Genomic DNA, 23580 nt, shown 5'->3' with positions numbered 1-23580 from the left:
GCGAGTAGAACGCGCTGGAATTCCCTTGAGGAATCGGGAGATGAAACGGATACTCACCCCTGCGGTGTAGGGCGAGGAGGGCTTCGGAGAGTTCCGGGCTGTTTGTTTCATGTAGCTCGGATTGGATCTTCGCCTCGCCGGTCCCTTACGCTCGGCTTGCCGGTCCGGGCGTCCTGGCAGTGGGGGGTGTCATCACTAGGGGTACGGGCTCACAATGCCTCGGGGGGAGCGGGATTGGAACGGCAGGGGTATATCTTGATCATCAGCCACGACGTGGTGGGCAAGCGGATGGCCGGGCCGGGCATTCGCTATTTCCATCTGGCGCGGGTGCTCGCCCAGGAATTCGAAACCGTGCTGGCCGTTCCGGAAGGGTCGACCCTTTCGGCTGACTGGCCGATCATTGCCTACGCCTCGGGGAGCGATGAGAGCCTGCGGAGGGCCATCCAGGCGCCCGCGCGATTTTGGTTCCTGCTGTTTTCGTGGCTCACGTGCCTGCCTTGAAGGACGTTCAGAGCCCGATTATCATCGATGGATATGATCCTTTCATTGCCGAGACCTCGTATCTGGGTGGGGATCCTTCCGACCTGACGGTGGTGAAAGGCATGTGGCCTGGTATCGGCCTGGAGGATAAACTGGGTCTTTAGGGCGGCGGGACGTCCGGCTGGTGTTTCCGGGGACCCGTCATCCCAATCCCCATATGTTGGGGATTCCCACCCATTATGAGGAGGCCCGCCGGTTGGCTCAGGAGCTGGGGCTGCTGGATCGGGCCGTCTTTTTTGGGGACTGGGTTCCCTATGCGGATTGGCCGGGGGGCTTGTTGGAGAGCGATCTGGCGCTCACGCTCCATTTCGATACCTTGGAAACGTGCCCGGCTTTCCGCTGACCGCCGGGCCTGTGCCCGCTGAGCGTTCTGTGGATCGAGGGAGAGATCAAGGTTAAAAAGGAGCTTTTGTATGGGCATTCCACACATCTCAAGCCGATGGTATGACGCTTGGTATTTCCGCCACTCTTGCGGGAAACCCTACGAGCGTAACGAGGAATGGCTGAGGTTCTTTAGAGCCATCGCCGATCGTATTGTCGCTGAGATCCGACCCAGAACCGTTCTGGATGTCGGTTGTGCGATGGGTTTCCTCGTTGAGGCCTTGCGGGACCGTGGGGTTGAAGCCTTCGGAATCGATATCTCGGAGTTTGCCATTCGCCAGGCCCGGGATGACATCAAAGCCTATGTCTATGTGGCCTCTGTTCTCGATCCCCTTCCGAGCGCCTTGCCCTCACGATACGATTTAGTTGTTTGTATCGAAGTTCTAGAACACCTGCCCTCGAACCGGGTGGATGAAGCCATCAAGCGTCTCTGCCAACTCAGCGACGATATCCTTTTTTCTTCAACGCCGGATGATTATCGAGAGATCACACACCTGAACGTCCAGCCTCCGGAATACTGGGCGGAACGCTTCGCCCTTCACGGGTTCTTCCGAGATGTGGACTTTGACGCTTCGTTCATTACGCCTTGGGCTGCGCGGTGGCGGCGGTCATCCGATCCTTTTCATCGGGTGGTTCGGAACTATGAGCGGAAGTTTTGGCGGTTATGGCGGGAAAATGTGGAGCTACGGACCAAGCTCCTGGAGATGCGGGACGAACTGGCCCGCCTGGAGGCAATAAAAGACGTATCAAGACATGGCGAAAATCAATATATACGATCTTGTTCTTTAATGACTGGCATGAATAAAATCAAAAATTTCATTAAGCATTGCTTAACTCGCTTGGGATGGATTCCTTAGTTCAATTCGTCCGGGATATCTTTCGGCTTCGACTGTTGTCGGAATCCGGAAACCGCGGCGCAGGCGAGAGAACACAAGGGGCATTGCCGCCCCGGAGAAACCACCCGCTAGGTAAACGTGGAGGGCCGCTGGCGTAGGCCTTGCCCCGGATCAAGCCAACGGGCATTCGCAAGCTCGTAGCGGATGGCGTTGCCGCCGATGGGTGGAACGGGTTGAGGCGCCGGGAACTGGGACGTCGACGATCTGAGCTGCGGCTTGGGCGGGGAGGCTGTGATGCCGGCCTTTGGAGACGCCTGGGGGGTGATCCGGGGTCGGGTTCGAAGCCCATGGGTTGCGGCCCGGCAGTTGCCGGCAGCGGATTTTCCGTTCAGCGAGGTTGTGGGATAGGACTCCGGCGGAGGTGATCGGTCGGACCAACCATACTGGAGTTGAGAAGAACAGCTGACCCAATTAAACTATTCAAAGCCGGTTAAATTCCAGCCTTGGTGGATGCCATGTCTCGACTGTTGATCATAACCCATGAGCACATTGGACCTCGCATGGCTGGTCCTGGGATCCGAGCATGGGAGATTGCCCGCGCTGTGGCCCAGCACGGGTTTCCCGTCACGTTGGCGACTCCTCATCCAGGGATTAGTGGGACAGACCAGGTGAAGGTGGTGGGATTCTCGTGGGATGATCCCCAATCGCTCGAGACGTGGATTCGGGACAGCGATGTGGTCATGGCGGTGGGGCCGGTATTAAGTCGGATCATTCATTGGCTTGGAAGGCCTTTAGACCCTCCAACGATTGTGGATCTGTATTATGTGCCGGAGATTGAAATGGCCATGATCCAGGCCATGACGGACCCCTCGTTTCCAATTGTGGATTTATTGATCGCGGAAACGCTGGTTTATCTCAGCAACGGCGATTTCTTCCTTTGCGCGACGGAGCGTCAGTTGGATTTTTGGATGGGGGTGCTGTGGATGGCTGGGCGCCTGAATCCACGCACCCTGCTCCTCGATCCCGAACGCTGGTTCGCCCGCGTCCCCATGGGGATCCCCGATGACCCCCCACGGTCCGACGGCCCGGTTCTTAAGGGCGTGGTGCCCGGGGTTGGTCCCCAAGACAAGGTCGTGCTCTGGATGGGCGGGATCTGGGAATGGACGGATCCGTTGACTTTGGCTGCAGCCCTCGAGCGGGTTTTATCCCAGCGTCAGGATGTGCGATTGGTGTTTGGTGCCCTCCAGCATTACGATCCTCAGGTCGTTCCTCCGATGTCCAAAGCGGCCCGTTTCCTGGAGCGATGCCGCGAGGCTGGATGGCTGGGCCGTTTCGTCTTCTTCCTGGACTGGGTGCCATATGAACGGAGGGGCGCTTATCTGCTGGAGGCGGACGTGGGAATCAGCCTCCATGAGAACCCTTGGGAGAGTCGCTACGCCATCCGCGCTCGGTCGTTGGATTACCTATGGGCGTCTCTCCCTTGTGTGCTGAGCGCGGGGGACGAACTGGCCGACCTCCTGGCGGCCTCCGGCCTTGCCAGGGTGATTCCCCCGCGGGATCCAATCGCCGTAGCAGACGCCCTGCTGGCCTGGCTGAACGACCCGCTGCCCCGGGCGGAGCTGGCGGCGCGTACGTCTGCGCTTCGGGAGACTCTGCGTTGGTCCTCGGTTGTGCGCCCCATCGTGGAGTTTCTCCAACAGCCGCGTATGGCACCGGACGCTTCGGTTGCACGGAGTCGCGTCTATGCGTTGATCCCCCTGCGTTGGGAGATCGATCGGCTGCGGTCTAGGTGGATTGTTCGCGCTCTGAATAGACTTTATGGGCTCTTTGGGAAGCGCTTTCTATGAAAGCCCGGCTCACCATTATCCTGCTGGTGAAGAACGGCGAGCGCTATCTCGGCGAGGTCCTGGAGGGGATCTTCGCCCAGAAAACCTCGTTCCCCTTCGAGGTGCTGGCCATCGATTCAGGGTCCCGCGACCGTTCTCGAGAGATCTTAGGCCGCTACCCGGTGCGCCTGTGGGAGATCCCGCCTGAAGCGTTCAACCACGGGGAGACCCGCAACCTGGGAGGCCGGCTGGCCCACCCCGACGCGGTGTACCTGGTCTACCTCTCCCAAGACGCCACCCCGGCCAACACGGAGTGGCTGGAGACGTTGATCGCGCCGATGGAGGAGGACGCAGCGATCGCCGGGGTCTTCAGCCGTCACCTCCCTCGCCCTGGGGCGTGCCCCTCTCTGGTGCGCCAGTTGGTGACCCATTGGCAGACCGGCGGCACGACTCGCCTGATCAAGCGGATGCCTCCCTCCCGGGAGGAGTTCGAGGCCAACCGGTTTTATTACATTTATTTCTCCAATACGAGCTCGGCGATCCGCCGCGCCGTGTGGGAGCGGATCCCCTTTCGCCCGATGGCCTTTGGGGAGGACGCCGATTGGGCGGAGCGGGTCTTGGAGGCCGGGTACGCGATCGTGTTCGAGCCCCGCTCCATGGTCTTCCACTCCCACGACTATGGGCTGCTGGAGCTGTTCCGGGAGAACGCTGATTATGCGGCGGCTTTTCGGGAACGTTTCGACCCCCCGGCCTACCGGCGGTTCGGGCTGGGGGCCGTCGTCCGGGGGATGATCGGGGAGGGTTGGCGGGATTGGCGGTTCATCTGGACCCAGGAGCCCTTCCGGAGCCAGCCCTTCCGGCAGAGAATCTTCTGGATGCTGCACAGCTTGGCCTGGCATTTTGCGGCGGGGATGGGAACCTATGCGGGCATTCGGGGTCTCACCCGGCGGCCTTCCATCTCTCGGTTTCTCTCCCGCCAGGAGCGGGTCCGCCGGGGGTGAGCCTGAAGAACTTAAAGGTAACCTTGAATCTTCTTCCCATCGGGCTGACGATTTTGAGCCCACGGCTTTCTTTCAGAAATAGCGGCGCTTCCACGGCGGTCACTTCCATACCCGCCCAGGTGCCGAGGATCGCCCACGCGGTTCATCTTCGACCCACGCTTAAGCATGGGTAGGAGATCCAAAAGGGGGGTCGCGCGCGCCTTAAAGGCGCGCCCTGAGCGTTTCCTCCTTCGCTTCGCGCACGGGATGAACACCTCGGATTCCCTGTGGTGGGTGGGGCGCATCGGGGCCGATCCTTCCCTTATGCTGTGGTCTGTCGCCATGTCCGTTGGATCTTTGCCCAGGAGGAGGCCCCCAACGTGGAGTGGGTTTGGAGCCCTAACTGCGCGAGCGACCCGCCCGAGCCCTGGAACGATCTCCACCGTTGCTACCCAGGGGACGCTTATGTCGATCGGATCGGCTTGAGCGGGTACAATTGGTACAACGCCTGCCAGCTGGTGGTTTGGCGGCCCTTCCACGATCTTTACGACGCGGTCTTCCGCGACTTGGCCTGTTCCTACGCCAAACCGTAGATCGTTGCCGAGATCGGGTCGGTGGAAGGGGATGAAATCACCTTGACAAAAGCCGCTTGGATCCAGAACGCATATCCGCAAGCTCCTCTGTATCCCTTCCTTGGGGTGTCTCAATCCTGTGGGGGGAGACTCGGGATACGCCGCCAGGAACATATACCCGCACGATTCATATTGGCGGGGAAGGGGTTTCAATGGACCTTTCGGTTCAAGTTCAGGCGGTTAGCCAGGTTTATCGGATATGGCTGCCTGCCGTCTGGAGGTAAGGGGGAGGATGCGTCTCTTATATGTGGCCAACGGATTTCCTCCTGCTGCTCTGGGCGGTGTGGAAATCCACACCTGGGAGATCGCCCGAGCGATGGCCCGTCGGGGCCATGCCGTTTGGGTGTTCTGTCGGGAAAGCGATTTTCAACGCCCCGATTACGAGCTGATCCGTGAGGAAGTGGATGGGCTGTCGATCCTTCGCGTCGTGAACGACTTTAAGCAGACCCATCATTTCCTGCACACCTATGTAGATGAGCGGATGGAGGAGATCTTTCTTCAAGTTCTTCAGGAGACCCGACCCGATCTCATCCACTTCCAGCATCTGATCGGGCTCTCCGCCCGATTGCCCTGCCGGGCGCGCCCCCTAAGGATTCCGATGCTGATGACCCTCCACGATTTCTGGCCGCTCTGCCATCGCGTACATCTCCTGAACCGGTGGGGGCAGCCATGCCCGGGGCCGTTCCAGGGCGGCGATTGTGTGGCGTGCGTTCGGGGGCCCCGCCCGACTTCCCGACTGCACTCGCTTCTGCGAGCGATTAAGCCGTGGCTTCCCGCTCCCCTTGTTTCACGGATCATGCGTCGGATTGGGGGGGCTGCCTTATCTTCGTGGGCTGAGGCGGATCAGAGGGGCTTTCAGGCACGCCACGCCCTCTTCCGCGAGGCGCTGATGTGCTGCGCGCTTTTAATGGCCCCCAGCGACTTCGTCCGAGAGGTGTTTCGCCGGAACAACATAACGCAGCCGGAGATCCGAGTTCTTCCCTTGGGGATCTTGCCCCCGGACAGCGAGGTCGTTCCGGAGCCCGGGGAAAGGAACACGTTGCGGATTGGCTATATCGGATGGTTCCGGCCCCCCAAGGGCGTGCATCTCCTCATTCAGGCCTTCCGCCGCATCCCGGATGAGGGCGTTTCTTTGCATCTATTCGGCCCGATCGACGAATCCTATCCGTATTTTCGACGGCTGCGAGGGTTAGGTGGGGAGGACCCCCGAATTGTGTTCCGGGGCCCCTTCGCTCTGGAGGACCGCAGCCAGATCTATCGCTCCATCGATCTTCTGGTGATCCCGTCGATCAGCCCGGAGACCTTCTCCAGGGTGGCTCGTGAGGCGTTGATCCACCGCGTTCCCGTGGTAGCCTCCCGCATCGGAGCTCTGCCGGAAGTGGTCCGGGACGGGGTGAACGGCTTCCTGTTCGAGCCGGGGGATGTGGAGGGCTTGTCCCAGATCCTCCAGCGGATCGTCCGCTGCCCCTCGATCCTGAAGGAGCTGGACGTGCCCGGACCGGCACAGATCCTCTCTGTCGAGGACCATGTTCAAGCGCTGGAGCAGATGTATCGCGAGGTTCTCTCGGTGGGGGACTAAACGTGCCAGCGGTGAGCGTCGTGATCCCAACCTGGAGAGGGGCGGCCCGGTTGACGCGCTGCCTGGAGGCCCTTTCCCGACAAACCTTTCAGGATTTCGAGGTGATCGTGGTTTGGAACGAGGGGGGCCGGGGTGGAGGGATCCGCGTCCCTGCCGGGATGGCGCTGCGGGTGGAGACAAGCGAGACGAACATCGGGTTCGCGGCAGCGGTGAACTGGGGGATGCGCCTGGCCCGAGGGAATTACCTGGCGGTCCTGAACGACGACGCGTTCCCCGAGCCCGGCTGGTTGGAGGCGCTGGTGGAGGGGATGGAAGCCGGAGAGGGGATCGGGGCCTGCGCCAGCCTGATGGTGTTCGATCATCGGCCCGACATCGTGCAGAGCGCGGGCATCGCGATGGACCGTGCGGCCATCGCCTGGGATCGGTGGCGAGGAAGGCCGGTGGTGGAGGTCCAGACGGGAGGCGAAGTCTTTGGGGCCTCAGCGGGGGCGGCTCTCTACCGGAGGTCGATGTGGGAGCAGCTCGGGGGTTTCGATGAACGGTTCTTCGCTTATCTGGAGGATGTGGAGTTGGCGTGGCGCGCCCAGATCGCCGGGTGGCGGTGCATTTATGTCCCCGGGGCGGTGGTCCGCCATCAGGGCAGCGCCACCCTGGGGGAGGGCTCGCCCCGCAAGAAGATCTTGCTGGGGCGGAACAAGGTGTGGCTGGTGGCCAAGAACGCCCCAGGGGAGGACCTCCCGGTGATCCTGTTGTACGATCTGCTGGCGGTGATCTATGCGATTGCCTGGCGACGGGATCGGTACCCTCTGCTCGGGCGGCTGGAGGGGCTTCGGAACCTTCGACCCTTCTTGGCTCAGCGCCGCCCCGGGAGGCCGCGCCTCCTGGAGCCCCTGGTGCCGCCGTGGGAGGTTCCGAAAAGATTTATGTATGTTATGTAGCGCCTGATCGATGACCCCTGCCTCCTCCTCCGCCGGTGTCCGGCCGCCGATGACCATGGAGGAGCACCTGGAACGGCTGGAGGCGCTCTATACCGAGGTTGTGGACGGGAAGCCCGCGGTGCGTTGCGGTGCAGCGCCGCTGGTCGATCGGTGGAGGGACTTCAGGGGTCGGAGCTTCCATGATGGGGTTGAAGGACGCTTCGCCTCACAGTAGAATGGGCTCGCCAGTTACTTAGTTAAGGAATCTTCCGGTACCGATTCCGGCCTTGAAGCTCATCATTCAGATTCCCGCTTACAACGAAGAGGCGACCCTCCCCCAGACCCTCCGCGACCTGCCCCGGGCCTTGCCGGGGGTGGACCGGATCGAGGTCTTGGTGGTGGACGATGGCTCCACCGACCGCACGGCGGAAGTGGCGCGGGCGGCGGGGGCCGACTACGTCGTCCGCCTGAAACGGCACCGGGGGCTGGCGGCGGCCTTCGCCCTGGGTCTGGAGACGGCGTTGAGATTGGGGGCGGACATCATCGTCAACACCGACGCCGACCGCCAGTACCGAGGGGAGGACCTCGCCCGGCTGGTCCAGCCCCTCCTGGAGGGCCAGGCCGACATCGTGGTGGGGGACCGTGGGGTGGCGGCGCTGGCGCACTTCTCCCCTCTCAAGCGGTGGCTCCAGAGATGGGGGAGTTGGGTGGTGGGGCGGGCGGCGGGCCTCTCCATCCCGGACGCGACCAGCGGTTTCCGGGCCTTCACGCGGGAGGCCGCCATGCGCCTCACCGTCCTAGGCGATTACACCTACACCTTGGAGACCCTCATCCAGGCAGGGGCGCGGGGCATGCAGGTGGTCTACGTCCCCGTGGGGACCAACCCGCCGACCCGGCCGTCCCGCTTGATCCGCAGCATTCCTTCCTTTGTGGCGATCTCCGCCGTCACCATCGTCCGGTTCTATACGATGTACCGCCCCCTGCGGGTCTTCACGACCCTCGGGGGGTTGTTGATCGCTGGGGGCTTGGCCCTCGGGGCCCGTTTCCTGTATTTCTATCTCCGAGGCGGGGGGGCGGGGCATGTCCAGTCCCTCATCCTGGCCGCCATCCTGACCATCGTCGGCTTCCAGGTTTGCCTCATCGGCTTGGTGGCGGATCTCATCCAGATGAACCGGAGGATGTTGGAGGAAGTGCTGCATCGGGTGCGGCGGCTGGAGCTGGAGCGGGACCGGGGAAAGTGAGCGCTCCTGGAGCTCGTCCCAGCGCCGGAAGCGCTTCGCTGCTTCCGTGAGGCCCTCTGAAGGCTTTAAGGGTTGAGGGGGGCATGCCTAAGGGTCGAGCATATCTACGAAACAGACGAAGGTTCCACATCGCTCGGCTGATCCCTATCGGAGCCTTCCTGCTCCTGATGGGCTGCTCGCCCTTTGTGGACCGGGATCAGACCGCTGTCGTCCCCGAGGCAGCGATCGTTCTGGAGCCCGGCCACACCGTCGGCCAGACCTTCGTGGCCCGGCACGGGGGGCTGAATGGGGTGGAGTTCTGGCTGGAGCCGGCGCCGGGGAGCGCGGGGAGGCTCCGGCTCCGCCTGCGGGCGGACCCTCAATCCACCCTCGATCTGGCGGAGGCCGTGCTCTCGTTAGATCAGGTCGCGGCCCCCGGCTTTTATCGCTTCTCCTTCGCGCCGGACCACCGCTCCCCCAGCGCCTACCGCTACGCCTTTTTGGAGCTGGAGGGCATCGGGGCGGTGCGGGTGGGCGCGGCGCCGGGCGGGGCGTACCTGGACGGCGCTGCCTACCGGGACCATGAACCCCTGGACGCGCAGCTGGCCTTCCGGCTGACCTACGACCCATGGGGGATGGCGCTGGAGCTGGGGCGGGCAATGTTGGAAGGGCTGGGGCTGCTGGCGGTGGCGGCGCTGCTGTATTTGGTGCCGGGGTATGCGGTGCTTGCTTACCTCCTGGAGGCCCCCGGAGGCGGGGGAGGGGACCTCCCCTGGCCCGCCCGGATGGGGTTGGCGGCGGGCCTCAGCCTGGCTCTCTATCCTCTGCTGTTCCTCTGGGCCGATTTGGTGGGGTTGCATCTGGGGCCTCTTTACGCCTGGGGCCCTATTACCCTGGGGCTGGCCGCCTTGGCCTGGCGGCACCGTCGCTGGCGGCCCCCAAAGGGATGGGAAGCGCTCCAGGGCTGGGCTCGCTCCCACGCCTTCTGGCCCGATCTGGCTTTCGTTTTCATCATAGCTATGGCCTTCGGCGTGCGGCTGCTGGCGGTGCGCACGCTGGAGGCCCCCATGTGGGGGGATGGGTTGCAGCATACGGTCATTGTCCAGTTGTTGCTGGACCACGGAGGGCTTTTCCGAAGCTGGGAGCCCTACGCACCGATCCAGAGCTTCACCTACCACTTCGGCTTCCACAGCGCGGTTGCGCTTCTCGCTTGGGCGTTGGGTTGGTCCGCCGTTCAGGCTGTTCTGGTGGGAGGACAAATTCTGAACGCGCTTGCCGTCCTGACGCTTTACCCCCTGGCCCGCCGGCTGGCCCGGGGGTCCGCGTGGGCGGGCGTGGTGGCTGTGCTTATGCCCGCCTTGCTCTGGCCGATGCCGATGTTCTATGTGAACTGGGGGCGTTATCCACAGCTTGCTGGCCAGGCGATCCTGCCTGTAGCGGTGGCTTTAACCTGGGATCTGCTGGAGCGCCCAACATGGAGCTGGCGGGAGGCTTTTCTGGTCGCGGGGGCGGCGGCTGGCCTCGCCCTGACCCATTACCGGGTTCTGGTCTTCTATGGAGCCTTCCTAGGGGCATGGGGTTTAGTCCGGTTGTGGCGTGCATGGAAGCGAGAGAACCCCTTCGGCGCGTTCCGCTGGCTGGCGATTGGGGCGTTTTCCTTGGGTCTGATAGCCCCATGGTTGCTTCGAGTTCGGGAAGGAAGACTGGGGGTCAGCCTGGTTCAAGCCTCGACGACGGGGTGGGGGGAAGTGACCTTGCCGTCTTGGGAGGATTTACGTTTTTATATGCCCCAGTGGGGTTGGGTACTCGGCATCCTGGCTTTGGGGGCTGGGTGGATCCAACGGCGAAGAGAAACCGGGCTCCTGATCGCTTGGTGGGGGGGAGTGTTCTTCTTAGCCCATCCCCACCTCCTCCGCCTCCCAGGGGCATGGGTCATCCATTCGTTTGCCTTCTGGATTGCCTTCTATCTGCCGATGGCCCTCCTCATTGCGATCGGAACGGAAGGGTTGGGCGTATCGAATGCGCTGCGGAAGCGAGGGTGGCAGGGGTTGATTCTGGTCGGGGTGCTTGGATTGTGGGGAGGGCGGGATCGAGCGCGGGAGGTGGATCCCTATCGCTACGCCTTGCTGACCCGACCGGATCAAAGGGCCATGGCGTGGATCCGGGAGCATCTGGAGACGGACGCGCGCTTTTTAATTAACGGCTTTCCCGCGTATGCCGGGGAGGATGTGGTGGGCAGCGATGGGGGATGGTGGCTTCCCGTGCTGGCCCGTCGCCCCGCTTGGATCCCCCCCCTGCCGTACGCCATCGAGCGGACCGACGATCCGCAGCTGCCGGCGCAGCTGCGGGAGGGGGTGGCCCGGCTCGCGCGACGGGATCCACAGATCGTGTGGCAGCTCGCTGCGCGGGGATGGTGTTATGTGTATATCGGCCAGCGGCGGGGATCCGTTAACGCGCCGATCCCTCCCCTGTGGAGGCCTGACGAGATGGAGGAGGGGCTCTGGGAGGCGGTTTACCATCGGGACTTGGTTTGGATTTTCAAATTTTCTGGCTGTGACCCTTCGAGGCGCGGGGATTAACCCGAACGAGGTATGGACAACGGGGCTTGGGATCGGTACGATATAGACGATAATCTATCTAAATATGGAGGTAGCAATGGGACGGTGGATTCGGTGGATGGGTCTCCTGCTCGTGGTCGCGGGTACTGCGAGCTCCGCGTTGGGGGCCCCCCCAGGGGCGTTCACCGTTGACTTCAATATTCAAAACATAGGCTCTGCGCCTGCCAATATCGTCGTCACTTTTTATAACCCTGATGGGACGCAGGCAGGTAAGAAAACCTTCTCAAACGTCTCTGCTGGTGGCTCCGCGTACTTTAACCCGGCCCTTCACACCTTAGATGGGGGTGGCCAGCTGCCGGACGGCTGGGTGGGGGCGGCGATCGTCAGCGCCGATCAGCCGGTTTCCGCCATCGCCACTGTGGCGAACAACCTGTCCGGCGCCCAGTACGTCTCCGATGCCTATCCTGGGATCACCGAGCCCTCCACCACCGTCTTCGCCCCCATTGTGATGGCTAAGTTTGGCCCGTGGAACACCCGGATGGCCATCCAAAACGCGGGGTCCTCCCCTGCCAATGTGGAGATCCGGTTTATCAGCGGGGGCAGCGTTGTGACAACCCAGTCGATCACCGGTCTCCAGCCGGGCGCTGCGGCTCTGGTGGATCAATATGACAACCCCAACCTCAACAACTTCAACGGATCGGCGATCATCGCGGCCACTCAACCGGTCGCTGTCATCGTAGATGAATACAAGACGACGGGAGGTCTGCTGATTTCTTATGCTGCCCTACCCTTGAGCAAAGCAAGCACCACGCTATATATGCCTGGTTACATCCATGCCTATGGCCCCTGGACCACGGATTTCACTATGATTAACACAGCGTCAAGCCCCGCTAACGTGCAGATCCAGTTCACGAACGGTCAAGTTTTGAATTGCACGATCTCCGCGAACGGCAGCCTTTACCTGAACCCAGCTGTGGGGAACTATGGCGGATGCACGGGCGGCCCGTTGGCCTCTAATTTCTACGGCGCGGCGACGGTGACCTCAAACCAACCCCTGGTGATCGCCTACAACATCGCCAACACATTGGGTCCCGGGAACCGGGCCATCGGCTACACGGCCTTCTCCCCATCGGACGTGGGGACCAAGATGGCGGTGCCTTTGATCGAGAATCAATTTGGCGGTGGGCAGTGGATCACCACTTTCTCGGTTCAGGTGATCGGCGGGGGAAGCGCCAATTTGACTCTGATCTACTCTGGGAATCTGGGAACGGTCCAGCGGTCGGTCTCCATCTCGGATTCCTATACCTTCAACCAGTTGAGTGATGGCCACATCCCCGCCGGATTCCTGGGCAGCGTCACCATCATCTCGGACAAACCGATCGCGGTGATCGGCGATCAAAACAGCTTGATCAAGGAAGGGGATGTGGCGGCGGGCTTTCCGGGCGTGAAGGTCCCATAGCTCTCTTTGCGGGCACGTTATCGATCGAATATCATGCTGGGGTGCGGAGGGCGCACCCCAGCATTTTTATTGGTGCCGGGTGGGGTCACCGTTGGGCCTTCCGGATGGAGGACGAGGGAACAGGGTTTCGCCCTCCAGGCTTTCCGGAGACCGCCCTCGGGATCCTCCGTATGGACCGAACGAGGTGTGAGCCGCAGGCTCAATCCGCAGCCTGTCGAACGATCGCACCAACGAACCCGTGGGATCTTCAGGTTTTTAAATGGGGCGCTGGAGGATGCCTGGACTTTGCTCGGCGATCCTGTTCGGTCCAAAGTGGCGATGCTAGTTGGGCCATCTTGCCTGTTACGGGAGAGAAAGATGACGTTATTGTCTCAGATCCCCCGCTGGCTGGGGGTCGTTGGGCTCTTGGTGGGGTGCGCTCGGGTCCGCCCCCCCTCGTCGATGGTCTCGGCGACAGTTCCCCTCTCTCCTGTTTATGAGGAATCCCCTATCGTGCCTCCTCCCATCCCGATCACCCCTTCGACGATCTATCCCATGGAGGTGGACCTGGAGGCGGCAACCCTCCGGCCCTCGGATTTTCCCTTCATGCGGGTGCTGTATACGATCCGGACGGAGATCTCCAACTCGATCTCTCGGGGTGTAGAATGGCGCTATCCTATAGAGGAGGATCGCTACCACCCTTTCATCAAGGGGATCGTCGTCCGATTACAAGTGTTTCAAGAGGCCCGGCTGGCCCTGGAGCAGTATGCCCAACGCTTGGCCACAGGGGGGGATTCGTGGCGGGCTTTATCCACACCGGCGGACTCGGCGTATTTGAAGGTCCGGCCTGCCACGGGGCCAACCGGGGAGGGAATATGGGTTCATGAGATGATCTTCATGCGAGGCAATCTGGTCGGTTATTTACAGGTGAGGTGGTCGGAACGCCTGGATCCCCGCTTCTTTCAAGAGCGGGTGGATCTCATTCTAAGGCGAATGGGGAGATAAAGGTGAGCCGCACAGTTCCTCCGCGTGGCCGCTATCTGGTGTTTGGGGCTCCCCGCCTGCCTGAAGAGGCCATTCAGGCGGCGGTGGAGGTGCTGCGTTCCGGATGGCTAGGAACAGGGCCTCGCGTGGCGGCTTTTGAGGAGGAGTTCGCCCGCTACATCGGTACGCCCTTCGCCGTAGCCGTCGGGTCATGCACGGCGGCCCTGCATCTGGCCTTGCGCCTGGCCGGTGTGGGGCCGGGAGATGAAGTGATCACCACGCCGATGACTTTCGCGGCGACCGCCAACGTGATCGTCCACGTCGGCGCGCGCCCAGTCTTCGCGGATGTGGATCCGCTCACAGGGAATCTGGACCCTGAGGCGGCTGAGGCGGCCATCACCCCGCGCACCCGAGCGATTATCGTCGTGCATTATGCGGGGCGTCCGTGTGAGATGGATGCCTTCACAGATCTTTGCCGGCGTCACGGCCTCTTCCTGATCGAAGATGCCGCCCACGCTCTCGAGGCCTCCTACAAGGGACGCAAGGTTGGGGCGCTCGGAGATGCCGCCGCGTTCAGTTTCTACCCCACCAAGAGCTTGACTACGGGGGAGGGCGGCATGTTAACGACAGCATCCGGAGAGTGGGCGGAGCGCGCCCGGGTTCTCCGTCTTCACGGATTAAGCCGGGATGCGTGGCGTCGCTATCGCGATGAGGAGTTCCCAGATTATGAGGTGCTTGAGCCCGGTTATAAATACAATATGACGGATATTCAGGCGGCGATCGGGTTGGCCCAAATGCCCTACCTGGAAGCTTGGCTAGGCCGTCGGGAGCGGCTCTGGCATCTTTACAATGATGGATTGAAGAATTTAGAGGGGATCTCCCTCCCGCCGGAGGACAGGCGTATCGTCCACGCGCGGCACCTCTACACCATCCGGGTGAATCGTCGCCAGGCGCCGTTCTCGCGCGATGAGCTGATCCGTTTATTGCACCAGGCCGGGATAGGAACAGGGATCCATTATAAAGCTTTACATCTCCACCGTTTTTATCGGGAGGCGTTTGGCTATCGTCCGGGCATGTTCCCCAACGCCGAGCGGATCTCCGAGGAAACCCTTTCCCTCCCACTGACAGCTCACATGGACGAATCCGATGTCCTTTATGTGATCGATACTTTACATCGGTTGTGGGCCAAAGGAAGGCTTTGAGATGGAGCTTCGGCGCTGGTGGAACCTATGGCGGTTAGCTCGACGTCGGCTGCAGAGCGAGGCCGATTACCGAGCCTTTCAATACTACCAGGGTTCCTGGGTGTTGGATCGGCTCGCTCAACAGGGGTGTGCGATTCAAGGGCAGCGGGTGTTGGACGTGGGGTGTGGCTACGGTGGGTATTCTCGGGCCTTAAAGGAGAGAGGCGCCGTGGTGGTCGCCTTAGATCTCTCGGCTCCACGCAGTTTGACGGGGGAAGTGTTTGTGACGCAAGGGGATGCGATGCGCTTGCCCTTCGCGGCCGGGGCCTTCGATGGTGTTTTTTGTGCCAGCTTGATCGAGCATGTACCTCATCCTCTGGAAGTGCTTTGTGAGATCCATCGTGTGGTCAAAGCCACCGGCTGGGTTTATCTAAGTTTCCCCCCGTTCTACAGCCCATGGGGCGGACATCAGTTTTCACCTTTTCATTACTTCGGAGAGCGCATCGCGACGGCGATCGCCCGTCGCCGCCGATGGTGGGGACAGGGGGATTGGATCCCCCAACGGTATCCCACGAAGCCAACATCGTTCGCTCGAGCCTTCGGGGATTACGGGTTGTATCCCATGACCATACGACGGGCGCAGAGGCTCGTGCGCCGCGCAGGCTTCCAAGTCCTCCATCAGGGGGTTCGATTTCTGCCCTTGAACCTATCGCGGCTGCCGTTGCTCGGGGAGATTTTAACCTGGCATGTGGAGTTCATCCTTCAGCCATGACGATCGGCTCCGAGTTCCACCAGGATTTGAAAAGTTTCTGGAAACGCCACGACGGCACATTATCCGCGCTGGACGTTGGGTCCTGGGCTGCAACCATCGATCTGACCCACAATCTCTATCGAGGCATGCCTGCCGCCTTCAATCGTTTCTTCGCTTTCTGGCAGTATCGCGCGATCCGGAAGCTGCTGCAGGCATGCCCCCCTCGGTTCGGGGAGCGGGTTTTAGACCTGGGGTGCGGCACGGGACGCTGGTCCCGTCTCTTTCAAAACCTGGGGGCTTCAACGGTTGGCATTGATCTGGGGACGCACGCCCTGCGTTGGGCATTTCAACTCTCTTCATCCGGCTCCTGGGTGGCGATGGAGATCCCCCGTCTGGGTTTCCGGGATGCTTCCTTCGACTGGGCGGTTTCAGTCACCGTTCTGCAGCATCTTCCGCACGAGAGCCAGGAGGAGGCGCTTCGCGAGACCCGGCGCGTGCTGCAGCCGGGGGGCCGGTTGATCGCGATGGAGCTATGCGGAGGGAGCGAGGAAGGATTCTATGTGTTCCCCAGGCCCCGCATGGAGTGGGAAGACCTGTTCTCACGTCATGGGTTTCAAGTTGTTAGGAGGCAGGCCAGTGAACGGATCCCGTGGATTCCTTTCTTCCGTTGCCTTGCCCGATGGAAGCCTGGCGGTGGGGAAAAGGGGAGAAGGCCTCTGGTGGAATGGGCATCTGCCTGGCTCCGCCGAGGGCACACAGGACTCTTGCTTTATCTCTTCCTGGCCATTGGCTATCCCTTAGAAGGCCTTGCAGCAGCGATCGGTTTAGATCGCTGGGCGCGTTACACGGCCTGGCTGTTAAGGAGGCGGGATTGAGGCGGGTGTTGCTGATCACCTCCTCGTATCCGCTCAGCCCGGATCGGCCCTGGAACGCCGGGGTTCTGGCCCGCGATCTGGCCCTCAGCCTTTCCGATCGGGGCTATCAGGTTTGGGTCCTCACCCCCCGCAAAGATCAGCCGATCCACGATCCCCAGATCCCGGTTCTAGAGATTCCATGGCTTGGGGGGTATCGGGAGCTGGCCCCTCAGCCGGTCAATGCTTTAAATTTGGTGCGATTCGCCAGCCTGCTGCTAAGCGGCATCATTTTCACCCATCGCACAGTGCGGATCCTGAGGCCCCATATATGTTTGGCCTTGTGGGCGATCCCCTCGGGGGCCTTCGCTTACGCCGTTTGGCGACGAGAGGGCATCCCGTATGGGGTGTGGGCGCTGGGATCAGATATCTGGGGCCGACATCGTTATCCGTTCGGTGAAGCCATCGTGCGGCACGTCCTGGGCAATGCGCTTTTCCGCCTTGCGGATGGGCAGCGGCTCGCCTCCGAGGTGGAACAGCTGGCGTCGAGGCCGTGTGGATTCCTCCCCTCTGCGAGGCGCTTGCCCATGGAGGTTCCCCCTGCCTCACTGCCTCCGGCTCGCTGGCATTTGCTTTATGTGGGGCGCTTTGAGCATCAAAAGGGGGTGGATCTTTTGATCGAAGCGCTTGGGAACCTGCGGGGCGAGTTGGAAGGGGTCCGGGTTCATATGTTCGGCGATGGATCCTTACGTCACTGGGTTGAGGGGCGTCTACACTTTTATAATCTTCAGGGCATGGTTCATCTTTACGGCTATGCATCTCCCAAGGATGTGGTAGCCATGATGAAAGCGGTCGATTATCTGCTGATCCCATCGCGCCAGGAAAGCATCCCCATGGTTTTCGGGGACGCGATGCAATGCGGATTGCCGGTGATCGCGACGGATGTAGGAGATCTTGGCCTCCTCGTTCGCAGAGGACGGGTGGGATGGGTGATCCGCGAACCATCGGTGGAGGCGATTGCAAGCGGGCTCCGCAGTGCCCTCGCCCACCCGGATCAATTGCAGGTTTTCCGCTCCAACACCGCTAATTTTAAGCTGTGGTTTGACCCAGATCATATCGCCGATGCTCTCGTATGCCTGATCGAGGGAGAGAGGGATGAAAGAAGCCTATCAGTTGAACTATTGGGCATGCTGGGAGGGGTGTAAAGATCCGGAAGGGCGTCGGAGCAAAGCCCGGAAGATTCGATTGATCTTGGGGTGGGCTTAGGAGACGGCCCAGCTGGGGATTGGATGCGGGGTGGTCCATTAGGTTATCAGCGTTGGGGAAGCTGGCGGTTCTTTGGCGTAAATATCGACGAGCAAGCGTTGCGCCTAGCTCGCTCTCATGGCGCACGGGTGCAATTCTGCGCAGGGGATGGATTGAGCCTTCCCCTCCCTGATGCCATCTTCGATTTGGTGATCCGCGCCCGGGTTTACAAGCATGTAACCGACTGGCGTGCTCTGTTATCGGAGATCCAGCGGGTGCTTCGCCCGAATGGGATATGCTTCTTCAGCGGGCCGAACCGCCTTCTTTTCGGAGCGGTTGAATGGCTCTTTCTGCGATGCTCTCCAAAAAGGAAGCCACGCTCGTATTTTGGGCATCTATCTTGTGCTTAATCCTCTCGGCCGCCTTCTACACCTATGGCCTTCACTCCCCCTCCCTCTGGTTCGACGAGGGGTGGTCGTGGCATCTGGCCCGGATGCCGATCCCCGAGATGATGCGGGCGACGGCAGCGGACCGCAGCCCCTTCCTCTATTATCTCTTCCTCCACTTCTGGATCCGGATCGCCGGGGAGAGCGAGGGGGCGCTGCGCTGGCCGTCGCTGGCGTTCGGGGTCCTGGCCGTGGCGCTCGCCGTGCGGCTCGCCGATCGGGGTTGGGGGCGGCCGGCCGGGGCCTTCGCCGCGCTCACGATGGCCCTCTCGCCCTTCTGGCTGTATTACGCCCAGGAAGCCCGGATGTACACGATGCTGGCGGCCGGGTCCCTCGCCACCTGGGGCGCGATGGAGGCGGCGATCCGCCGGCCGACCCCCCGCCGGTTCGCGGCCTGGGCGCTCCTGGCGGCCGGGACCGCCCTCACGCACTACTACGGGCTGCTCCCCATGGCGGCGATGGCCGTTGGGCTGGGCCTGGCCGTCCGGAAGGACCCGGCGGCGCGCCGGTATTGGGGCTGGAGCCTCCTCGGCCTGGCGCTGCTGGTCGGGCCGTGGCTGGTCTTCGCTCGGGGGCGGCTCGCCCAGCCCGAGGCCTTCGTCCGGCCGCCCACGACGGCGTCAGCGGTGCTCGCGGGCCTCGCCCACGGGTTCTGGCCGGGGGAATGGACGTGGCTCCCGGCCCTCCTGCTGGCCGCCGCCGCCTGGACACCCCGCCCCTTCGCCCGGCGGTGGGCCGCCCTCACCCTCGGGACGCTCGCCCTGGCGGTGATCGCCTTGGTGGGCATCTTCCCCCGCTTCGCTCTCTTCCACCCCCGCTATTTGATCTTCCTCTGGGCCTTCTGGGTGCTGGGGGTCGCCGGGGGCGCCGCCCGGCTCGGGCGGGCGCTCGCCGCGCGAGGGGGACGGCTGGGACGCGCCCGCTCGGGGTGGGTCGGGTGGCTGGTCCTCCTCCCCCTCTGGGGGCTGTTGGCCGGCCCCTGGTGGGCGTGGTGGACGGATCCCCACCGCGGACGGGACCCCTATCGGGAGGCGGTCGCCCACGTGGCCCGACAGATCCGCCCGGGCGAGGCCGCCCTCGCCCTGCGGGCCAACTGGGCGGTCCTTTACTACTGGACCCGGATGAAGGTCCCCGCGCCGCTCCTTATAGGCCCCGAGGCGCCGGTGTGGGATGAAGAAGAGGTCCGTGCCTGGCTGGAGGAAGCCCGTCGCGCGTATGGCCCCTCGGAGGGGCCGTGGCGCCTGTGGCTCTTCGGGTGGCAGCAGGAGGTGGTGGACCCCCTCGGGCTCTTCGAGGGCCTGCTGTGGGAGAACGGGTTCGAGGTGGGGGGACAGCCCTTCGGCTCCCTCTGGGTGGCGTACTACGAGACGTGGCTGCCGTTCCGCGGGCGCCCGTTAACTCCCCTCCGCGCCGATTTCGAGGGGAAGATCGAGCTGTGGGGGGTCCATCTGCGGCCACCCCGGTGGCCAGGGGATGGGCTGGGAGTGACCATGGCCTGGGCTCGGGTGGGGCCTGTGCCGCGACCGCCCCGGATGTTCGTCCACGTCTTGGACCCGTCCGGCCGCCTCGTGGCCCAGCGGGACGGCCCGTTGCCGAACGACCTGGTCCCCATCTCCGGCTGGCCCCTCGATCGCCCTTACCCGGTCTTCGTCCGGGTGCTGCTGCCCCGGGACCTCCACGGAGCGTACACCGTCCGGGTCGGGCTGTACGATCCGGAATCCGGGCGGCGGTGGCAGGCCCGCTGGGCCGGTGGGGAAGGGGACGGCGTGCCGGTTGGGAGGCTGGAGCGGCCGTAAGGTATCCTCTTCGGCCGCTTGTGGGGACGATAAAAAAAAGGAGTCAGGCAATCTACGATACTGTCGGTCCGACACGTCATGTCCGAGCGGTCGGAGAGCTCCTGGCTTATCGACATGAATCCAGGCGACCGGTCGCGTTGTCCTTGGGGGAACAGGGGGTGGCACCGATGGATCGGTTGGACCGCCTCTTTTGGATGTTGACCTTGGTTGGGTTGGTGATCCGGGTTGGGGCGGTCTTCGTGTGGAATGACTACCGGTCACCGATCACCGCTGCGTACGGGATCGTCGCTCGCAACCTGATCGCCGGCGAGGGTTTCGCTGGCGGCGGTTGGCTGGGTCCCGAACAGCCGACGGCGCTCAACACTCCTCTCTATCCGCTGTTCCTCACGCTCTGGTTGTGGCTTCCTATCCCGTTGCCGTTTCCCGCGGCTGAATTGGCCCCAGCGCTGCTTTCGGCGCCGATCATCTACCTCATCGGGAAGATCGCCGCGCGGGTGTTCAATCCCGCCATCGGGATCATCTCTGCAGCGCTTACGATGGCCTATCCGCCGCTGATCTATTTTTGTAAGCAGATTTCGCCAGCGATATGACTACGTTTTTCACCGCATTGGTATTCCATGCGATAGTGCTCTTTTTTGCTCGGCCGACCGGCCGGCGCGCTGCCCTGCTTGGAGGGATCTGGGGTGTGGGTTGGCTGGCTGAACCGATTTCGCTCATGGCCGTGCCGGGGGTCGCGCTGATCTACTGGCTCCGGCAGGCGCCGCCCGAACGGCGACGCAGCGCGCTGCCGCTTGCCGGCGCCGTGCTGCTGGCCATGGCGATCGTTTCGCCGTGGACCGTGCGCAACTATCTGGTGTTCAAGCGCTCTGTGCCGCTCAAGGCCTCGTTCGGCCTGAATTTTGGATAGGCGACAATCCGAACGCCACCGGCTTTCTCGATACGATGACTGGCGGGCCCATACAGAACGCGCCCCCGCCCGAGCCGGTGGCCTGTCTCAGCCCGCTCAACGGGGCCGAACGATATGCTGTCCTGCAACGCGAGGCTTGGGAGCGGATCATCGTTCATCCCCCTCGCTTCCTCGAGTTAACCCTAAGGCGCATTGGGTATTGCTGGCTGATCTCACCCACGTATCAGATCACCAACGAGAACATTGTGGAGCCAAGATATTTTTACTTCTTGCGCCACAGCATCCAGATCCTCCTGTTGGCGGTGGCGTTCATCGGCGCGATGTTCGCCTACCGCCGCCATCGCGCTGCCCTGCTGGTCAGCCTCTGGTGGCTGCTTGCGTTCACCGCTCCCTACGCGATCTCGGTGGCCGGCAATACCCGCTACCGCTTGCCGGTCGAGCCGATCTTGCTGATGCTGGCCGTGGTAGCGTGTCATCCGGTGCTCGCGGGGAGCGGATTCCTCTCCAGAATGGAGGGACGTGATGAGAGATCCCTGACTCAGGGCAGCAGATTGTTCGATGAGGGTGGAAGGATGGAGAGCAGATGTGATGTAGATGTAAAGGAATTAAACCGGGGGAGCGCTCGGAGAGGAGGCTGGAGGGTGGTTAGCCCCAAATGGCCGTGGCCCTCCATCTCATTTCCCGGCCTTTTGACGAGGCGCAGGCCTCCAGGCATTATTGGGAGGAAGATCATCAAGATAGAATCGAGAGATAGCAGCCGGTCCTTGGGATCGTAGGATGGCAGAGCGTCTCTTCTTGATCCGACACGGTCGGACGGCGTGGAACGCCCAGGGGCGCGTCCAAGGGTGGGCGGATGTTCCTTTGGACGAGGTGGGCCGGGAGCAGGCCCGCCGGCTGGCGGAGCGCCTGCGCGGCGATCCCCCCGAGCGCATCCTCTGCAGCCCCCTCTGGCGGGCTTATGAGACCGCCCAGATCCTCGCCGCCGCCTGGGGGGTCCCGGTGGAGGTGGACGAGCGCCTGAAGGAGCGGGGGCAAGGCCCGCTGGAGGGGCGGACCGGGGTGGAGATCGAGGCGCTGCGGCGGGCGTGGCGGCAGTTCGAGGAGAACCCGACGGCGGAGATCGAGGGGGTGGAGCCGCGGGCGGCCTTCGCGGCCCGGGTCTGGGCGGCGATGCAGGCGGCCATGGCCCGGCCGGAGCGGTGCCTGGCGATCGTCGCCCACGGGGGGACGTTCAGCGTCTTCTTCCGGCAATGGCTCGGCCTGCCGTTGGACCGGCCTTCCCCTTTCCATTTCGACAACGCCTCCCTCACGGAGCTGGTGCTTCAGGACGGGCGCTGGAGGGTGCAGCGGTTGAACGACACGTGCCATTGGATGGGCGGTCTCCTCGATCCATAAGGGTTGTCCCCTTCTGCGAAGGGAGGGTGAGCGCTTCGGCATCTCGCCGCTTCATTGGGGAACACAAAGCGTTTCGAGGGCCCGGGAGGTTCGGCGTCGGACCGATCGCAGGTTTGTGGAACGAGACAGCGCTCCCGGGCGGCGACGGGTCCTCGGAGATCCATGACGGCCGGGCGCAACTTTAAAGCGATCCTTGGGTCTTGACAGGCCGCCCTTCCCCGTGCTAAGATAAAGGCCCGTTGGAATCCGAACATCTGGCGGGATGGCGGATTTCTTACCCTATATATGGGGGTTCCGGAGCGTGCGTTGTCCCTTTTGTGGGAGCGAGGAGACGCGGGTCATCGACACCACGCCGGAGGCCGAGCGGCGGGCGGTGCGGCGGCGTCGGGAGTGTCCGCGGTGCCTGCGTCGGTTCACCACCATCGAGCGCCCGCTCCACCTCGCCCCGATGGTGATCAAGCGCGATGGGCGCCGGGAGCCTTTCGACCGGGAGAAGCTCCTCCGGGGGATCCAGATCGCCTGTGCCAAGCGCCCGATCCCGGCCGAGGCCCTGGAGCGCCTGGTGGAACGCATCGAGGCCCGCCTCCAGGCGATGGGCCGGTCCGAGATCCCCAGCCGCCAGATCGGCGATATGGTCATCGCCGGGCTCAAGGAGCTGGACGAGATCGCCTATATCCGTTACGCGATCGTCTACCTCGGCCTGAGCGATCTGGAGAGCATCCGACGGGAGATCGATAACCTGCTGCAGAACCGCGCCCGGGAAGCCAGCCCTGCCCCAACGGAAGGATCCTGAGCCAACCGCTGCCGATTTCAGCACTTGGAAAGATCGCTGAATGGTCCTTTTTGCGCCCTCGAATTCGCCATATATTGGATTCATTTGGTTTTGTGCCGCCATATATGGAGGTATCGGCGAGCGGGTAGGCTTCGGTGGGCGCTCCGATGGGTGGGGATGCGCTCCCCGTAGGGGGATCCCGCTTGTTGTAGGGCCCCCCTTTGTGGGTGCCCCTACAACCGGGCGCCCCATCGGGCAGGCCCAAGGCTTGCCTCTGTAGGATGCATCCGCGTTGCTTTGTTGCGACGATGAAACGTCCTGTGGGGGAGGGCCGCTTACGCGGCC

At 62.8% G+C, this 23580-nt stretch carries 23 protein-coding genes; 22 read left to right on the top strand and 1 reads right to left on the bottom strand.

The window, feature by feature from the left end:
* Positions 1 to 234 precede the first annotated feature (234 nt).
* The 20 genes from ACFMO5_RS01910 (at position 235) to ACFMO5_RS01815 (ending at position 21068) form a co-directional block, all read left to right on the top strand.
* Complete coding sequence (locus ACFMO5_RS01910) at positions 235 to 501, top strand: hypothetical protein (RefSeq protein ID WP_376791082.1); 267 nt, start codon at positions 235 to 237, stop codon at positions 499 to 501.
* 163 nt (positions 502 to 664) lie between these two features.
* Positions 665 to 883 (top strand): hypothetical protein, encoded by a 219-nt coding sequence (locus tag ACFMO5_RS01905; protein WP_376791081.1) that lies wholly within the window; start codon positions 665 to 667, stop codon positions 881 to 883.
* A 70-nt stretch (positions 884 to 953) separates the two neighbouring features.
* Positions 954 to 1778: a class I SAM-dependent methyltransferase gene (locus ACFMO5_RS01900; RefSeq protein ID WP_376791080.1), complete on the top strand. Its 825-nt coding sequence runs from the start codon at positions 954 to 956 to the stop codon at positions 1776 to 1778.
* 494 nt (positions 1779 to 2272) lie between these two features.
* A complete protein-coding gene (locus tag ACFMO5_RS01895; protein ID WP_376791079.1) occupies positions 2273 to 3604 on the top strand; it encodes a glycosyltransferase family 4 protein in 1332 nt (443 codons plus the stop codon).
* Positions 3601 to 4584, top strand: coding sequence for a glycosyltransferase family 2 protein (locus ACFMO5_RS01890; protein WP_376791078.1), 984 nt, complete (start codon positions 3601 to 3603; stop codon positions 4582 to 4584). The genes ACFMO5_RS01895 and ACFMO5_RS01890 overlap by 4 nt, the downstream gene beginning before the upstream one ends.
* Positions 4585 to 4943: 359 nt before the next feature.
* Positions 4944 to 5156: a hypothetical protein gene (locus ACFMO5_RS01885; RefSeq protein ID WP_376791077.1), complete on the top strand. Its 213-nt coding sequence runs from the start codon at positions 4944 to 4946 to the stop codon at positions 5154 to 5156.
* Between the two features lie 271 nt (positions 5157 to 5427).
* Complete coding sequence (locus ACFMO5_RS01880; protein WP_376791076.1) at positions 5428 to 6774, top strand: glycosyltransferase; 1347 nt, start codon at positions 5428 to 5430, stop codon at positions 6772 to 6774.
* A gap of 2 nt (positions 6775 to 6776) precedes the next feature.
* On the top strand, positions 6777 to 7712 hold the full coding sequence (locus ACFMO5_RS01875) for a glycosyltransferase family 2 protein (protein ID WP_376791075.1): 936 nt from the start codon (positions 6777 to 6779) through the stop codon (positions 7710 to 7712).
* 266 nt (positions 7713 to 7978) lie between these two features.
* Positions 7979 to 8932: a glycosyltransferase family 2 protein gene (locus tag ACFMO5_RS01870; RefSeq protein WP_376791074.1), complete on the top strand. Its 954-nt coding sequence runs from the start codon at positions 7979 to 7981 to the stop codon at positions 8930 to 8932.
* 167 nt (positions 8933 to 9099) lie between these two features.
* Entirely contained in the window at positions 9100 to 11490 is a 2391-nt protein-coding gene (locus ACFMO5_RS01865) for a hypothetical protein (protein WP_376791073.1), read from the top strand.
* A 76-nt stretch (positions 11491 to 11566) separates the two neighbouring features.
* Positions 11567 to 12928 carry a hypothetical protein gene (locus tag ACFMO5_RS01860; RefSeq protein WP_376791072.1) on the top strand — a complete coding sequence of 454 codons (1362 nt, stop codon included), beginning with the start codon at positions 11567 to 11569 and terminating at the stop codon, positions 12926 to 12928.
* A gap of 357 nt (positions 12929 to 13285) precedes the next feature.
* On the top strand, positions 13286 to 13912 hold the full coding sequence (locus tag ACFMO5_RS01855) for a hypothetical protein (protein ID WP_376791071.1): 627 nt from the start codon (positions 13286 to 13288) through the stop codon (positions 13910 to 13912).
* 2 nt (positions 13913 to 13914) lie between these two features.
* Positions 13915 to 15093, top strand: a complete 1179-nt coding sequence (locus ACFMO5_RS01850) for a DegT/DnrJ/EryC1/StrS family aminotransferase (RefSeq protein ID WP_376791070.1) — start codon at positions 13915 to 13917, stop codon at positions 15091 to 15093.
* Between the two features lies 1 nt (position 15094).
* Positions 15095 to 15844 (top strand): methyltransferase domain-containing protein, encoded by a 750-nt coding sequence (locus ACFMO5_RS01845; RefSeq protein ID WP_376791069.1) that lies wholly within the window; start codon positions 15095 to 15097, stop codon positions 15842 to 15844.
* Positions 15841 to 16698: a class I SAM-dependent methyltransferase gene (locus ACFMO5_RS01840; RefSeq protein WP_376791068.1), complete on the top strand. Its 858-nt coding sequence runs from the start codon at positions 15841 to 15843 to the stop codon at positions 16696 to 16698. Before ACFMO5_RS01845 ends, ACFMO5_RS01840 begins: the two co-directional genes overlap by 4 nt.
* A 5-nt stretch (positions 16699 to 16703) precedes the next feature.
* Entirely contained in the window at positions 16704 to 17879 is a 1176-nt protein-coding gene (locus ACFMO5_RS01835; RefSeq protein WP_376791090.1) for a glycosyltransferase, read from the top strand.
* 84 nt (positions 17880 to 17963) lie between these two features.
* Positions 17964 to 18329 carry a class I SAM-dependent methyltransferase gene (locus tag ACFMO5_RS01830; protein WP_376791067.1) on the top strand — a complete coding sequence of 122 codons (366 nt, stop codon included), beginning with the start codon at positions 17964 to 17966 and terminating at the stop codon, positions 18327 to 18329.
* Positions 18260 to 20161 carry a glycosyltransferase family 39 protein gene (locus ACFMO5_RS01825; RefSeq protein ID WP_376791066.1) on the top strand — a complete coding sequence of 634 codons (1902 nt, stop codon included), beginning with the start codon at positions 18260 to 18262 and terminating at the stop codon, positions 20159 to 20161. Before ACFMO5_RS01830 ends, ACFMO5_RS01825 begins: the two co-directional genes overlap by 70 nt.
* Before the next feature lie 167 nt (positions 20162 to 20328).
* Positions 20329 to 20751, top strand: coding sequence for a hypothetical protein (locus ACFMO5_RS01820; RefSeq protein ID WP_376791065.1), 423 nt, complete (start codon positions 20329 to 20331; stop codon positions 20749 to 20751).
* A 95-nt stretch (positions 20752 to 20846) separates the two neighbouring features.
* Entirely contained in the window at positions 20847 to 21068 is a 222-nt protein-coding gene (locus ACFMO5_RS01815) for a hypothetical protein (protein ID WP_376791064.1), read from the top strand.
* 212 nt (positions 21069 to 21280) lie between these two features.
* On the opposite strand, the gene ACFMO5_RS01810 is transcribed toward ACFMO5_RS01815, so the two are convergent.
* Positions 21281 to 21544: a hypothetical protein gene (locus ACFMO5_RS01810; RefSeq protein ID WP_376791063.1), complete on the bottom strand. Its 264-nt coding sequence runs from the start codon at positions 21542 to 21544 to the stop codon at positions 21281 to 21283.
* A 301-nt stretch (positions 21545 to 21845) separates the two neighbouring features.
* On the opposite strand from ACFMO5_RS01810, the gene ACFMO5_RS01805 reads away from it, so the two are divergent.
* Together ACFMO5_RS01805 and nrdR are read left to right on the top strand one after the other, a co-directional pair.
* On the top strand, positions 21846 to 22463 hold the full coding sequence (locus ACFMO5_RS01805) for a histidine phosphatase family protein (RefSeq protein ID WP_376791062.1): 618 nt from the start codon (positions 21846 to 21848) through the stop codon (positions 22461 to 22463).
* A gap of 262 nt (positions 22464 to 22725) precedes the next feature.
* A complete protein-coding gene (nrdR, locus tag ACFMO5_RS01800) occupies positions 22726 to 23256 on the top strand; it encodes a transcriptional regulator NrdR (RefSeq protein WP_376791061.1) in 531 nt (176 codons plus the stop codon).
* The last annotated feature ends 324 nt before the right edge of the window (positions 23257 to 23580 follow it).

Source organism: Thermoflexus sp. (assembly GCF_042408365.1).
Classification (GTDB): domain Bacteria; phylum Chloroflexota; class Anaerolineae; order Thermoflexales; family Thermoflexaceae; genus Thermoflexus.
Note: the sequence above shows the minus strand (reverse complement) of the source record. Positions and strands in the feature narration are given on the sequence as shown.

What these genes read in the sequence shown, in the direction of transcription:
- ACFMO5_RS01820 (WP_376791065.1), top strand. Translation starts at nt 20,329, where the DNA reads ATGGATCGGTTGGACCGCCTCTTTTGGATGTTGACCTTGGTTGGGTTG.
- ACFMO5_RS01830 (WP_376791067.1), top strand. Translation starts at nt 17,964, where the DNA reads ATGCGGGGTGGTCCATTAGGTTATCAGCGTTGGGGAAGCTGGCGGTTC.
- ACFMO5_RS01890 (WP_376791078.1), top strand. Translation starts at nt 3,601, where the DNA reads ATGAAAGCCCGGCTCACCATTATCCTGCTGGTGAAGAACGGCGAGCGC.
- ACFMO5_RS01855 (WP_376791071.1), top strand. Translation starts at nt 13,286, where the DNA reads ATGACGTTATTGTCTCAGATCCCCCGCTGGCTGGGGGTCGTTGGGCTC.
- ACFMO5_RS01805 (WP_376791062.1), top strand. Translation starts at nt 21,846, where the DNA reads ATGGCAGAGCGTCTCTTCTTGATCCGACACGGTCGGACGGCGTGGAAC.
- ACFMO5_RS01840 (WP_376791068.1), top strand. Translation starts at nt 15,841, where the DNA reads ATGACGATCGGCTCCGAGTTCCACCAGGATTTGAAAAGTTTCTGGAAA.
- ACFMO5_RS01860 (WP_376791072.1), top strand. Translation starts at nt 11,567, where the DNA reads ATGGGACGGTGGATTCGGTGGATGGGTCTCCTGCTCGTGGTCGCGGGT.
- ACFMO5_RS01810 (WP_376791063.1), bottom strand. Translation starts at nt 21,544, where the DNA reads ATGACACGCTACCACGGCCAGCATCAGCAAGATCGGCTCGACCGGCAA.
- ACFMO5_RS01895 (WP_376791079.1), top strand. Translation starts at nt 2,273, where the DNA reads ATGTCTCGACTGTTGATCATAACCCATGAGCACATTGGACCTCGCATG.
- ACFMO5_RS01845 (WP_376791069.1), top strand. Translation starts at nt 15,095, where the DNA reads ATGGAGCTTCGGCGCTGGTGGAACCTATGGCGGTTAGCTCGACGTCGG.
- nrdR (WP_376791061.1), top strand. Translation starts at nt 22,726, where the DNA reads ATGGCGGATTTCTTACCCTATATATGGGGGTTCCGGAGCGTGCGTTGT.
- ACFMO5_RS01880 (WP_376791076.1), top strand. Translation starts at nt 5,428, where the DNA reads ATGCGTCTCTTATATGTGGCCAACGGATTTCCTCCTGCTGCTCTGGGC.
- ACFMO5_RS01865 (WP_376791073.1), top strand. Translation starts at nt 9,100, where the DNA reads ATGGGCTGCTCGCCCTTTGTGGACCGGGATCAGACCGCTGTCGTCCCC.
- ACFMO5_RS01900 (WP_376791080.1), top strand. Translation starts at nt 954, where the DNA reads ATGGGCATTCCACACATCTCAAGCCGATGGTATGACGCTTGGTATTTC.
- ACFMO5_RS01825 (WP_376791066.1), top strand. Translation starts at nt 18,260, where the DNA reads ATGGCTCTTTCTGCGATGCTCTCCAAAAAGGAAGCCACGCTCGTATTT.